Genomic DNA, 14,558 nt, shown 5'->3' on the forward strand with positions numbered 1-14,558 from the left:
TTATTATCAGAGGTATTAGCTAATTACATGTTTGAACCTTTATTGTCAAAGAATATTCACAAAATCCGGCTTTTTATTATAATCTTTAAGTATTAAGAAATAATGAACTAATTATTCGTTATAGAAGAGCATTTAGATAGAAAAATAATATGAATTTAATACGTAAAATAGTTTTGATCGGGGCCTTCGTTCCGATGATTGTTTTGGGGCAATCGAAGGAAAAGCCTAAAGAGAACTGGCAGAATTTAGATTTACAACGAGATGGGGTTATGGGGATCAGTACCGAGCGAGCATATGAACTGCTTAAAGGGAAGCCCAGTACTCCTGTTGTAGTGGCCGTCATAGATGGTGGGGTAGATGAAGAGCACGAGGATTTAAAAGCGGTCATGTGGAAAAACACAAAAGAGATTGCTGGTAACAATAAAGATGACGATAAGAATGGCTATGTAGACGACCTGTATGGTTGGAATTTCCTTGGTTCTCAAGATGGAAATGTTCGATATGATAATTTAGAGGTGGTCAGGCTTGTGAGGAAACTCAAAGATAAATATGCATCTGTAGTAAATTCCACACCTCTATCAGAAGAGGAGCGGAAAGAATTTACTCAGTACAAGAAAATGGTTACTGATTATATGACTCGTCTGGATAATGCACGCCGGGGTTATGAAAGCTTAGCCGTAATAAAAAAGATCACAGAAGAAATTACTGTAAAGATCGGCAAGCCGGCTCCTTCTTTAAAGGATTTCGAAAAATATGAATCTGCCAACGAAATAGAATCAAAGGTTTTAAAAGTTATTAAATCCGAGATGAAGAAGGAACCGGATTATAAGCTATTCAAAAAAGATATTGATGATACCTATAAGTATTATAGCTCCCAGGTCAACTATCACCTTAATATAGATTATGATCCCAGGGATTCTGTCAAAGATGATTATTCCAATACTTCGAACAGAATTTATGGTAATTCTGATATTACAGGACCTGACGCAGAACATGGCACCCATGTAGCCGGTATAATAGCGGCAGTCAGGGGAAATGGCATCGGAATAAATGGTATTGCTGGCAATGTTAGAATCATGGGAGTTCGTACAGTTCCTGATGGTGATGAGCGTGACAAAGATGTTGCAAATGCTATCCGTTATGCCGTAGATAATGGTGCAAAAGTTATCAATATGAGCTTCGGTAAAGCTTATGCGTGGAATAAGGCAGTAGTAGACAGCGCGGTAAAATATGCCGAATCTAAGGATGTCCTTTTAGTTCACGCTGCAGGAAACGATGGAAAGAATACCGACTTCGGGGTGAATTTTCCGAATAGAATTTATGGAAATATTACGTCGATAGAAAAACCTCAGGTACTTGATGGCAGGTCTCTGCAGGGATATAGAAGACCTCCGGAGGTAACTAAAGTAATTCCGCAGGATACCGCGAATGCAAAGTCAAGATTTGATTTACCAAGGGCTCAAAACTGGATAGAAGTTGGCGCGTCTGGATGGACTAATGACGATAATCTCGTTGCGAGTTTTTCCAATTACGGAAAGATGTCTGTAGATGTGTTTGCACCTGGTGTTAAAGTAAATTCAACAATTCCCGGTTCAAAATATGAACCCAATGACGGCACAAGTATGGCTTCTCCGGTGGTTGCAGGTTTAGCAGCCTTAATCAGGTCTTATTATCCCTCTCTTACCGCAGTGCAGGTTAAAGATATAATAATGAAATCGGTAACCAAGATTGATCAAAAAGTTAAGATCAAGGAAGATGGTTCAAGTAAAAAAGTTAAGCTGGATGAGATTTCCATTTCTGGCGGGGTCGTAAACGCCTATAATGCTATACAACTGGCATCAAAAATTAATAATTCGAGTTTGTAAGTATTAGTATAAAAAAAATGCCGGAGACAGCTCCGGCATTTTTTTTAGAACGAAAATCCGCTATTTATACTAAAGTATCTTCCTTCTTTAGAAATGCCATAACCAGCTGAGAGAAGGAACTTGTTATAAAAATTAACCCATGCCCCGGGCCCATATGCGGTATGCAAATCATTACTTTCAGGAATGTTAGAAAAGACTCTGCCTGAATCAAAGAATCCAAATAAGCCAAAGTTTCCTGTTAATATATAATTCCTGAAGGTGGAAACTTTAAACCTGAGTTCGGAGTTTTGGTAGACATATGATTTTCCGGCGAAGCGGTTATTTCTATAACCTCTCAAATTAGTGGTATTACCCAGGAAATTTGATTGAAAAAATTTATAATTCCCAATATTTGTTGCCCCCCCTATTCTTAAGGCCGCTGTTACCGGGAAATTGAAATTTGGGGTTCCAAAAAATGCTATATCTGTTTTAAGCTGCAAGAAATTATCTTTTGTTCTATTTACAGCATTAAAATAATTAATTTCATTCTTCCAGCGCACGCCGGATGAAGGGGTCAATTCATTATCCACAAAATCAATGTTAGCATAAGAACGCAGAGTAGCAAATCTTGAAGGGTTATCCAAATCAGCTTTCTCCAAAAAATCTCCGCTTGTTAAGAAATTGTTCAACGGCTTTTCAATCCAGTATAACTCGTATCCAGGTCCGATTCCGATTTTAAAGGCCTGGGTAAAGCGTCGTTGAAAGAAGGTTGAAAAAGAAATATTTTTGGTTCTCACCCTGTAATAATCGATATCGTCACCAACGTTAGGAGTGGAGTTCCCCTGCCCAAAGTAATTAAATGTGTACTTAGGACCATTAAATGCAGCTTGTATTATTATATCTTTATTTCTGCCAAAGATAGAATAGATGTTTCCCGTGTAATTGATGCTGTGTGCATGAGTTCGGGGAGCATATCTCGCAGTAATTTTATGAGTGTAACTATAGGGTTCTTTTCTAAAGCCATAATGTCTCAACTGATAACCTGCGCCAATAAATAAACCGTCGTCAACATTGTAATCAAAAGAAGGCATCGGACTTTTCTTGTCATACTTAAATGCATTTCGATTGTATTCGTGTACGCTTTCATATTTAGAAAGTGCCAGTTTGGTGCTTTTTCCCTTATTTATGGTTGCTTCATTGTCTCTTGTATCATATACTATAATATTTTTGCTTTGATCGGTTGTATTATCAGTATAATGATCGGCATCCGCACCCCCTACTACTCTTATTTTTATTTTTGAAGCATCACCCTTAACAACAATACTATCACGACCTTCGAAGGCAAAAATGTTTATTTCCTGGGTTTCTTTACTAAGAAAAGTACGCCCAAAAATCTTGGTATCTACTTTTCTATCTTTATCAATTTTGTAAATAGAAAGTCTTGTAAAATCGCCTATATTTTCAATTAATATATATTCGTGCTTATCAGTGCCTGTAATTGTTACTTCTTTAGTAAGCACGGCATAGTATTCTTCTGCAGCCTTGGTTATATTATTTCTTCGCGATTTAAGTTTCCCGATAATTTCTCCTCCCGAAATATTAAACACTTCCGGCGGCATTTTCCGTACAGCATCTTCAATGACTTTGTCTGTTAATTTGGTTTGTACTTCAAATGCTACCTGTAACCATTGTTCATGAGTTAACTTATTAAGGAAATTTCTGTCAAGATTACGGGCAGCGATAGAGAGTTTGGATACATCTTTGATCTCATATTCAAATGACTGAAGATCAGGAACTACTTTTGTGATCAATCTTGGTAAGGTACCATCATATTTTGTGAAAGCCTGGTCTCTGTCGCGGGGAATAGGTCTGTAAATTGATCCTTTTTCTTTCTTAAACTCCGCCCAGCGCCATTGGTCTTCGTGTCTGTCCCAGTCACTTATTAAAATGTCAAATAAGCGGGCCTTTAAGTACATTACCTGGTCAACTTCATTGTCGTTGTCTTTATGAAGCTTTTCATATAATTTGTGGGTGCTTATTGCATTTTTTGCGTTCCCGAATGATTTAAAGTCAGAAACATCCTCATCGGGTCTTGCTTCAATAGTTCCCAATTGTCCGCCAACCTGCTGAATGTAGGGGCCCAATAAACGGGAGTAAGGCATGTAAACCAATTGAGGACTTACATAAAAAATTCCGATAGCTTTTGCCATATCAGGCACAATGAGAGAGCCATAAGGATGGGCCGAGGATATTTGATCCTGAAAAAAGTCGTCCGCAAAAGTCCGGATAAATCCTTCCGGTAATAAAGCGCTGGGATCTTTTCGGACGGTTCTGAACTGGTATACGTTTCCATCTTTACCATCCAACTGCAGGGATGTGGTTTGTTTTCCTCCACCCATTTTTAAAGGAGTGAGACCACCGGCAAAGGTACTCAGGTCTAAATAATTGACTTTAACCGGCGTGGCCCATGTGTCGCGATAATGTTCGCCAAAAAATGTACGTTTAAAACCACCAGCTTCGTATTGAGGACCCGCAGCTATAACCTTTACGCTGTCTTTATAATTAATTTGCTTTTCTTCACGAATTTCAGAGGCATCTTTGGGCAGAATAGCATAAAGAGGGGCCCTGTACATTAATTTACCTTCTGAGCCATCACCTACAGGTTCCCAGAATTCGACCCAGCTTTGTCCGTTATCGTAATAATTTATTTTTGAAAACCCTTTGGTACCATGAGCAAATAAAGCTTCATTTCCCTTGGTCATCCCGTTTGATTTTGCACCCGCTCCGCTAATAATATGGCTTATATCATTATATCTGTTAAACTGAAGGGCGTGTTCATGTCCTGTTGCAATTACAACATTCTTTTCTTCTTCTAATATTGCTAACAGTCCGCGTTTTAACTGCTGATAATCTTTATTAGATAAATCTTGTCTCGATATCCCGTACTGGCGCATAAAAGGATATATGGAGCCAATTACAGGTAAGGGAATAAAAAGCTTTTCACGAACAAGCGTTAATGGAAACATATAATCTTTAAGAGAATAATATCCACCGTGCTTTCCGTTACTGAATAAGGGATGGTGCTGCGCAATAACAATGTTTTTGCCTCTGTTTCTTACAATTATATCTTTTACCTGTTCCAGAATTTCAAGGCGGCTTCCCGCGGTGCATCCATTGTCCGGAGCTATGGGTTTTTCATATTTATAAAGCCACCATTCGCTATCCAGTACAATAACTACCAGGTCATTATTTAATTGAAGTTCTACAGGGCCGGGGCAACCATCGCTGGGAAGAAAGACATCATTAGAATCAAGATAGTTTTCTACAAACTCTTCCTGGCGATTTATCGCTGCAAGGCCACCTGGATAACTTTCATTCCAATCATGATTGCCGGGAAGAAAGACTTTTCTACCCTTAAAATCCTTGACAATATTCATCTGCTCAATAATTCTCCGCTCCTTTTCTTTTCTGTCGGCGTCCTCAGGTTCAGGTAAGCCTGTATTGTAAATATTGTCTCCGAGAAACATGACAACATCTTTGGGATTAGAATTATATAGCACGCTGTCTTTTCCTGCGATCTTTAGCATTTGCTGTTTAAAGATGTGGCTTTGGGCAAGTTTAAGTGTAGGTTCCTGACGGTTGGCATCCGGATTTCCGGCATCCCCAATTAGAAAAACAGTATATTTTAAATGTGTTGAGTCGGGTGGTGTTGCTTTCTCCCAGGCTAATTCACTTTTGTCGTAGAATGGTTTTAATGTTATACAGCCTGTTAAAAAGAGTATAATGGAGCTTATAAGTGTAAATTGATTAAAAAACTTAATCTTCATAGTTTAATTCTATAATGTTTGCCTGGCCGCCTTTTCCTTCGTTTGATATAAATAATTTGCCGTCACTTGTGAAGGCTAAGCCTTCAGGTTGTACAAATTCCTTACCATCCAATTCTAAAATTCTAGTAATAGAACCCTTACTGTTTAATACGGCTACTATATTGTTTAATGACGAAAGCACATACAGTTCGCCGGTTTTGGGATGGAAGTTTAATGCAGATGTTCTGAATACTTCATTTAAATTTTGATTGCCTACTGCTTTGAGTATTTTTTTTGAGAATTCTTCTATTTCATCGCCTTTAAAAAAAGTTTCTATTTCAGATTTCTTAATGGAATAAGCCGCATCGGTATTAAGTGTTTTAGATTTAAGGTCGAAGGCATATATATCTTTTTCTTCTTCATTTCCATCAAGACTAAAATCCTTTACGGCGAGAAGTAATCTGTTCTTCTTTTTATCATAAGCTAAGCCTTCAATATTATTTTCTTCTTTGAGAACAGTTTTAAAAACATTCGGTTTGGACTGACCCTTTTTAAAGTTTTTTAATTCATAAAGGGCGCCCGAGCTGCTTACAATCCATAAATCGTCACCAACTACTGCAAGGTCCTCATAATCTTTTCCTTTCCAGAACTCATATTTCGTTGTTATTTCCTCCTTCGTTAAATCGTAAAAGTAAAGCAATCCCTCTTCATCCTGAATCGCAACCAGGGTGCTGTCTGTAACAAAGGAAATTCCGGAGATTTCCATTAATTCCTTGGGAACGCTGTAAAGTTTACCCCCTATAGGTTCGAGAGTAGGCTTGGAAACAGAATCCTGATTATCTGCTTTTTTGTCTGATGTTCCGCATGAAATAAAAAAAAGAGCTAACAAAAGCTGACTTATTCTGTTCATAGATGAAATAATAATAATTTAATGTTACAACAATTAAGTTTTATAATAACTAAAATTGTACGTTATAGTTTCATACCTATTTGGAAGTTCTCTAAATAATATGAAATTGGGTAATCAGAATTTACCCGAACAGAGTTAAAATACTTTTGATTGTATAAAACGATCTTAAATGAATATTTAATGTGAGTTTGCAAATATCAGAATTATAAAAGCACATTAAGACATTCACCATTAAAAAAATAATTTATTTCCATGAAAAATGCTAACCCGATAATTAAAAGTGCAGAAGAGTACGTATTTAATTTATTTAAGGAAAAGCTTCCACCAGACCATGTTTATCACAATTATAAGCATACCTTCCAAACAGTTAAGGCCTGTAAAGAACTTGCTAATTCATACAATCTAACAAGCAGAGATCTCGAGCTCTTACTGCTGGCGGCAATTTTTCATGATACAGGATATATAGAAACCTATCTGGGGCATGAAGAGATAAGTATCAAAATGTTCAATGATTTTATTAAGGGGGATTACCCTCTGGAGGATATAAAAAAGGTTGAAGAGTTAATTTTATCGACTAAAGCGGGCAGCGTACCTGATGGTACTTTACAGGAAATACTTCATGACGCAGATTATATTAATATAGGTAAGAAGAAATTTGTTCAGCGAGCTGAATTATTAAGGATTGAGTGGGAGCGATTGCTGAGCAAAATCTATACAGATCTGGAATGGGCTGAAATTCAACTCAATTTCCTGATTTCTACCAATTTTGTTACCGAAGAGGCTATTGTGAAATTTGACGATCAGCGGGAAGTTAACATTCGTTTGCAGAGAGAGAGAATTGAGGAACTGAGAATTGCCCAGGAGAAGTTAAATTTCAAACTTGAGAAAAATAATCCGGATAAGCCACAAAAAGAGGGAAGAGGGGTTGAAACTTTATACCGCTCTGTTTATGATTATCATATAAACCTGAGCCAGATCGCAGATAATAAAGCAGGAATTATGATCAGTATTAATACAATCATAATTTCACTGGTTATTACATTATTCGGATCGGGCTACACTTTTTCCGGACAGAATGAATTCGGTAGTTTCAGGTTTGTTATCCCTATGGGAGTTTTACTTGTAACCAGTTTATTGGCGGTGGTTTTTGCTATACTTTCTTCGCGGCCTAATGTTACAACCAAAGAAAAGTATGAACTTTCTAAGAAAGACAGCAGTATTCTGTTTTTCGGAAATTTCGCTCAGTTAGAGATCAAAGATTTTGTGGGCCGGATCAAAGAATTAAAACGCGAGAGAGAGGAACTTTATGATAGTATGTCGGTAGATATATATCACCTGGGTTCGGTACTCGTGAAAAAATATAAACTCTTAAGCTGGTCTTACAATATATTTATGGGGGGACTAGTTCTTTGCGCAGTAGCTTTTATTGTAATTATGATTTTTTCTTATGGTTCATAACATCATTCGAAAAAACTAAGCTGATTTCAAACGGAATGTATGAATATTTAACTTCCCCTAAGTATTCATATGTTTCAGAACCTTCTTGAAATTCACCCCAGGGAAAATATTGTTTAATATTGTTTCCATTTGTCTTGCTAAGATAATCATGTGTTAACAAAACATATTCACCCTCTTGGATACTATTTTTCAGTAATTTATGCGCTATTATAACGTTTTGCCCAATTAGTTTGGTTCTACCTTTAATATTTGCTGTTATAATTTCGCCGTAATGGATAATGATTTTCAGACCCATTTGACCGTCTGCCAGATATTTTTTGAAGTTTTTGGGATCCTCTTTCTCTGTCAGTTTTAAATAATTATAAAACGTTTCGAAAAGGAGCTGACATTGCCTGGCAACCATATTAACCGCAGGTAAACGACCGGTTTTATAGAAAAATATTGCATCTCCTTCTATCTCACCCACATTCATTTTAATAATATTCGCACTTACAAGTCTTCGCAATAATCCTGGAATAAATCTGCTGCTGAAAGACAGTTCTGTAGTAGAAATGAATTTTGTGAATCCTGTTATATCAGGTACACAAAAAAAAGCGCCTTTAATGTCTTCGTTTTTTTCCATAATTGAAGTGATAAAGATAAGCGTTTAAATAGTTGATTTGTTTATCTTGAATCAGAAAATAGAGTTCATAATTATGGCTTTTCTGTATAAATGAAAGTCAGAAATTAGAATTAAATCAGGAATGGGGCCGGGAACGAAATTTTTGAAAATATTTTTCCTGATGATTAATCCTTTTGAATTCGTCAGTGTCATAATAATATCACGACTAATCAATTAGCATGAAAACTACTACAAAGGTTTATGGTCTTTTAGCGGCATTTATTTGTAGCTGCTTATTCGCTTCCTTTTTCAATGAGAAGCTGCCCCTTTATAAATTTTCTTACAAAGAAGCGGGTTTAACGGAAAGACAAGCCGCGGCTCACTTACTCAGCAGGTTTACTTATGGGCCCAGCGCCGGTGATATCGATAAAGTAGTTGAAACAGGTTTAGAGAAATGGTTTCAGCAGCAGCTTGATGCCAGGCAATCTGATGCAGAGCTTAATGAAATGTTAAGCGATTTTGACGCGATAAACCTCAGCAACACCGAGGTTGTAAACAAATTTCCTCAGGGAAACCGGGTCTATCGGATGGCTCAGGCGGATGGCGTTATTAGCAGAGATTCTGTTAATAAGTCGGATAAAAAAGTTTACAGGGCACAACTTGAAGCTTATATGAAGCAAAAAGGTCTGAGGCCTCAGCAAGAACTTTTCCGGCAGTTCATTAATCAAAAGATTTTGCGTGCCACCTATACCAATAATCAGTTGCAGGAGTTGCTGACAGATTTTTGGTTTAACCATTTTAATGTATCGTTAAATAAAAATCAATGCGCAGAGTTTATTCCTGCCTATGAAAGGGATGTCATTCGTCCGAATGTTTTAGGTCATTTTGAAAATTTATTACTGGCGACAGCAAAATCTCCGGCGATGTTAATGTACCTCGATAATTTCAGCAGTATGGGTATCAATGAAGAAATGAACCAGGTTGCTATCCCTGGAAGGCCGCAAAATGCAAAATTGCTGCAGAAAAAAAACGCCCGGGGCCTGAATGAAAATTATGCCCGCGAAGTGATGGAGCTGCATACAATGGGCGTTGACGGCGGGTATACGCAAAATGATGTAACCCAGGCTGCCCGCGTTCTAACGGGCTGGACCATTTATCCGATGGGAGACCGCGGGTACGGCCCTCAGATGAAGCAAATGGCTGATAAAACAGGCATGGCAAATTTAGAGAAAAGAGGCTTTGTACACGAGGGTGATTTTTTGTTTGCTGCTAACAGGCATGATACAAAGGAGAAAGTTGTTTTAGGTAAAAAATTTGCTGCGGGTGGCGGCTATGAAGAAGGCGTTGAGCTGCTGAAGATGCTCGCCCGTCATCCATCCACTGCAAAGTTCATATCTAAAAAAATTGCAGTGCGTTTTGTCAACGATAACCCATCACAAAATTTGGTAGATAAAATGGCCAGCACCTTTACTGCTAAAGAAGGGGATATAAAACAGGTTTTAATTACCATGGTATCGTCTCCCGAATTTTGGTCAAAGCAAGCATTGCGGGAAAAAACGAAATCACCTTTTGAATTAGCTATAAGCGCTGTTAGAAGTTTGGATGCGGAAATAAAGGCACCTTATCAGCTTTACAGCTGGATAAGTAAAATGGGTCAAAAAATGTATTACTATCAGGCACCTACAGGTTTTCCGGATAAGGGCCAGTATTGGATTAATACCGGGGCATTATTAAACAGAATGAATTTTGGATTGGCCCTGGCCTCACAAAGAATTCCCGGCGTCAGGATAGACCTCGCAAAGTTAAACCATAACCGGGAACCAGAGAGTGCCGAAGCTGCATTGAAAATATACAGTAGTATAATACTGCCGGAAAGGAATTTAAACGAAACCATAAAGCGTCTTACACCTATGCTGAACGATCCCAATCTGCTAGTGAAGGTTGAAACAGCTGCAGCTAAAGCGGCGCCCTCAGTTGACATGAATTCGATGGTGAATGAGGATGCGGTTATTATGGAACAAAGGCCCGGAAAATTGAATGAAAAACCAAATCAGTCAGGGAAAAAGGATAATACGGCAATGCAAAGTTTGGCGGGAAATAATTCGATGCTCGCCCAGGTGGTAGGCGTTATTATCGGTTCGCCTGAATATCAACGTAAATAGAAATTTTTAAAGCTTATAACATGACTTCAAGAAGAGGATTTATAAAAGCCGGTGGCCTGGCTTTATTTGGAATTGGAATAGGAGGAATTCCTGCTTTTTTATCAGAGGCGGTTGCTGCAATAAAGGCTCCGGGTCTTTTCCAGCGGAAAAAAGTTTTGGTGTGCATATTCCAGAGAGGCGCAATGGACGGCCTTATGGCGGTTACCCCCTTTACAGACCAATATCTAAAGGCTGCCCGTCCAACTTTATTTATGTCGGCTGCAAAAGCAGGTAATAACAAACCTTTGCTGGATTTAGACGGGCGATTTGGCTTGCACCCTTCAATGAATGCTTTTGAGCCCTTATTTCGTGAAAAACGTTTGGCAATCGTCCATGGAATCGGGTCTCCCAATTCAACCCGATCGCATTTTGACGCCCAGGATTACATGGAATCAGGGACTCCTTTTAATAAAGGAACTGCAAGCGGCTGGTTGAACAGGGCAGTAGGTTTGCTTGGACATGAAGCCGCTACCCCCTTTCAGGCAGTAAGCTTAACTTCCTCTCTTCCTAGAGCTTTTTACGGAGATAATCCGGCTGTGGCAATAAGCAACTTACAGGATTTTAACATTCAGATGAGAGGTAACCAATCCGGCGCAAACCGGGTATCAAAAAGTTTTGAAGATCTGTATGATCAGACAAGCTCAGGCTTGTTAAAGGAAACAGGAAAAGAAAGCTTTGAAGCGATTAAAATGCTTCAAAAAACAGATACAAAAAATTATATACCGGCCAATGGTGCCGTTTATCCGCCCACAGCTCTGGGAAATTCGCTAAAGCAAATAGCTCAGTTAATTAAAATGGATGTGGGATTGGAAGTCGCTTTTTCTGAATCCGGAGGATGGGATACTCATTTTAATCAGGGAACTGATACAGGAATTTTTGCCAGGAATGTAAACGATTTGAGCAGTAGTATCATGGCTTTCTGGACAGATATGGGAACCCTTCAGGATGATGTAACACTGATGACCATGACTGAATTTGGACGTACTGTACGTCAAAATGGAACCGGAGGTACAGACCACGGACGGGCCTCGTGCAATTTTATTTTAGGGAATGATGTGAAGGGTGGTCTGGTTCATGGAAATGTTAAGCCCTTATCTGTAGAAAATCTGGAAGATGGACGTGACCTTTCAGTTACAACTGATTTCCGAAGTGTTTTTAGCGAGGTAGCTGATAAACATTTGAAGATTAATAATGATAAGATCTTATTCCCGGACTGGAAGGGAGATAAAATAGGGGTAATGAAAACTTAAATTGGTGCCAATTTTAAGATTGACTTATTATAAACAAATTACAAGGTCAAAATCATCGGAAGTTCCACTCTAGCCGAATTAATTTTATATTCGTACCAATGGATTCTGAACAAAATTTGCCGATACTAGATTCAACTGAACAGCGTGTTTTGGGGGCCTTAATGGAGAAGTGTAAAACTACCCCCGACTATTATCCTATGACATTAAATGGGCTTACCGCAGCCTGTAATCAAAAGACATCGCGGAAGCCCGTGGTGAATTATGATGAAGAAACCGTAGTACTTGCGCTTAATTCTTTGAAAAAGAGAGGGCTGATATCCACAGCAACGGGCGGATCCAGTCGTGTGATAAAATACAAGCATAATTTTGCTATTGCATTTCCTGTGCTGCCTTCTGAAGTAGCTATTATTTGTCTGTTGCTTTTACGGGGACCCCAAACTCCCGGGGAGTTAAACACGAATTCCGGCAGGTTGTATGAGTTTGAAACTTTGGAAGAAGTGCAAGATGTTTTAGAAAAACTTTCCGCAGGAGAAATGCCTTATGTTGTTCAGTTACCACGCAGGCCAGGGCAAAAAGAAGTTCGTTATATGCATTTATTGGGTACTAGCCCGGATTTTGACGAAGAGGATTTGCCCGAAGAACCAGCGAGGAGATCGGTAGGGGAACTCGAAAGCCGTGTTTCAAAACTCGAACAGGATTTAGCCGAAATGAAAGAAGCTTTTGATAAGTTGATGAAAGAACTGATGGGATAAAGACCTGTGCCCAGGGTTGTTCCATTGCTTTGTTAAATTCCCGGAAGTACTATAGAGTAGTTGAAGCGTTCATTTAAGTGGTTCTGCAGGCGGCTTTATTGATGGACCAGGATGATCCCATGCTATACTAAGTGCAGCGGTTGGTGGGATAGGGGTAATGACCTTTTCCTGGTATCTAACCAGCAACGCTTTAATACTGTTAGTGACGATTCCTAACATCTACGAAAGGTTGGTTTACCCGAACCAGAGATCCAGGGGCAGTAAATGTTATGCTGCGGGAGAAATTGCAATCTTCAGAAGAATCTTACCAGTGATAGCAAGTTCAAAAAACCTTGTCTGTTAAGATTAAATGCCTTTAAGTTTGGATAGTATCTTACATTATCATGTAAATATCCTATAATATACTCTTTATCTGCCTGAGTAAATTTGGTAATAAACTAAACCAAAATTATAAACACGTCCTTTAATACCGGAAAAATCTAAAAGGTTGGCCTATTAAGAAAGCCCTTACCTGAGGAGGTAGTCGGGACGGAATAAACAGCCCGTAGCAAACGCTCTTGTTGTAAGCTTTGTGTTTCATAAAGAATTTAATCTAACCATTGAACCCATTTCTTAAAAAAGAATGAATAAATTTACATTAGATCTGAAAATAGCGGCTCAAATGCCTTCGCGAAAGGACTGGAGGATTGGCACTATTGGTTCAGGAGCAATTATTCGGGGCTGCCATCAGGTAGCTTACCGCAATGCAGGCTTTAATTCCTATGGAATAGCCTCTCTCAGCAGGGCCAGATCAGAGGATGTTGCAAAAGAATTTAACATTCCCAATGTTTATGATTCCTGGCAGCAATTAATTGAGGATAAAAACATAGAGATCCTTGATATTGCCGTGCCGCCAGACAAACAACTGGAAATAGTGCGGAAGGCGGTGAAAGAAAACGATCATATTAAAGGAATACTTTGCCAGAAGCCCTTGGCGATGAACCTCGAAGAGGCGAATGAAATCGTGATTTTATGCGAGCAGGCAGGAATTAAACTGGCTGTTAACAGCAATATGAGATACGACCAGTCGATAAGGGCATTGAAAACCCTGCTCGAGCATAATTACTTTGGCGAAATAGTTCTTGCTACAATCGATATGAGGGCAATACCTCACTGGCAGGAATTTCTTCAACAGTACGACCGCCTTGAGATGCTGAATATGGGAATTCACCACATTGATACATTTCGTTACCTTTTCGGTGACCCCGAGAAAGTAACGGCGATAACCAGGAAGGATCCACGAACCAAATTTCCTCACATTGACGGGATCACACAATACACTTTTCAATATGCAGACGGGCTGATGGCAACGAGTCTGGACGATGTTTGGGCATGGCAGGGAGAAGGAACTCAGAAAGACATGTACATCAGATGGCGGGTAGAAGGCCTGGAAGGAATGGCTGTCGGTGAGATCGGCTGGCCTAAATTTCCCGAGAAAGGTTTAAGTACACTAAAGTTTACCTCACGGAAATTTCCGGATCAATGGATTGAACCATCGTGGGACACGGTGTGGTTTCCCGATGCTTTTGAAGGAACAATGGCCTCATTACTGTGCGCTGTTGAAGAAGATAAACTACCAGAAATAAATGGTCGCGACAATCTGCGCACCATGGCGACCATCGATGCGCTTTATTTATCCATCAAAGAAGAAAGAACTGTAAAACTATCCGAAACATTACAAACCCTCAAATAACCAG

General features: G+C 39.0%; 9 protein-coding genes. 6 read left to right on the forward strand and 3 right to left on the reverse strand.

The window, feature by feature from the left end:
- The first annotated feature begins 149 nt into the window (after positions 1-149).
- Positions 150-1,865 (forward strand): S8 family peptidase, encoded by a 1,716-nt coding sequence (locus WG906_RS18890; RefSeq protein ID WP_339994453.1) that lies wholly within the window; start codon positions 150-152, stop codon positions 1,863-1,865.
- A 44-nt stretch (positions 1,866-1,909) separates the two neighbouring features.
- Here the strand turns inward: WG906_RS18890 and WG906_RS18895 are convergent, their stop codons facing one another.
- Positions 1,910-5,671 (reverse strand): BamA/TamA family outer membrane protein, encoded by a 3,762-nt coding sequence (locus tag WG906_RS18895; RefSeq protein WP_339994455.1) that lies wholly within the window; start codon positions 5,669-5,671, stop codon positions 1,910-1,912.
- Entirely contained in the window at positions 5,661-6,560 is a 900-nt protein-coding gene (locus WG906_RS18900; RefSeq protein ID WP_339994456.1) for an SdiA-regulated domain-containing protein, read from the reverse strand. Before WG906_RS18900 ends, WG906_RS18895 begins: the two co-directional genes overlap by 11 nt.
- Before the next feature lie 252 nt (positions 6,561-6,812).
- Here WG906_RS18900 and WG906_RS18905 point away from each other — a divergent pair, with 252 nt between their 5' ends.
- On the forward strand, positions 6,813-8,018 hold the full coding sequence (locus tag WG906_RS18905; protein WP_339994457.1) for a Pycsar system effector family protein: 1,206 nt from the start codon (positions 6,813-6,815) through the stop codon (positions 8,016-8,018).
- Here the strand turns inward: WG906_RS18905 and WG906_RS18910 are convergent.
- Positions 7,993-8,640: a DUF2652 domain-containing protein gene (locus WG906_RS18910; RefSeq protein ID WP_339994458.1), complete on the reverse strand. Its 648-nt coding sequence runs from the start codon at positions 8,638-8,640 to the stop codon at positions 7,993-7,995. The genes WG906_RS18905 and WG906_RS18910 overlap by 26 nt on opposite strands.
- Before the next feature lie 218 nt (positions 8,641-8,858).
- Between WG906_RS18910 and WG906_RS18915 the strand changes: the two genes are divergently transcribed.
- The 4 genes from WG906_RS18915 (at position 8,859) to WG906_RS18930 (ending at position 14,554) form a co-directional block, all read left to right on the forward strand.
- Positions 8,859-10,781, forward strand: a complete 1,923-nt coding sequence (locus WG906_RS18915) for a DUF1800 domain-containing protein (protein ID WP_339994459.1) — start codon at positions 8,859-8,861, stop codon at positions 10,779-10,781.
- 20 nt (positions 10,782-10,801) lie between these two features.
- Entirely contained in the window at positions 10,802-12,070 is a 1,269-nt protein-coding gene (locus WG906_RS18920; RefSeq protein WP_339994460.1) for a DUF1501 domain-containing protein, read from the forward strand.
- A gap of 98 nt (positions 12,071-12,168) precedes the next feature.
- Positions 12,169-12,822, forward strand: coding sequence for a YceH family protein (locus WG906_RS18925; RefSeq protein ID WP_339994461.1), 654 nt, complete (start codon positions 12,169-12,171; stop codon positions 12,820-12,822).
- A gap of 622 nt (positions 12,823-13,444) precedes the next feature.
- Positions 13,445-14,554, forward strand: coding sequence for a Gfo/Idh/MocA family protein (locus tag WG906_RS18930; protein WP_339994462.1), 1,110 nt, complete (start codon positions 13,445-13,447; stop codon positions 14,552-14,554).
- The last annotated feature ends 4 nt before the right edge of the window (positions 14,555-14,558 follow it).

Source organism: Pedobacter superstes, from assembly GCF_037622515.1.
Classification (GTDB): domain Bacteria; phylum Bacteroidota; class Bacteroidia; order Sphingobacteriales; family Sphingobacteriaceae; genus Paradesertivirga; species Paradesertivirga superstes.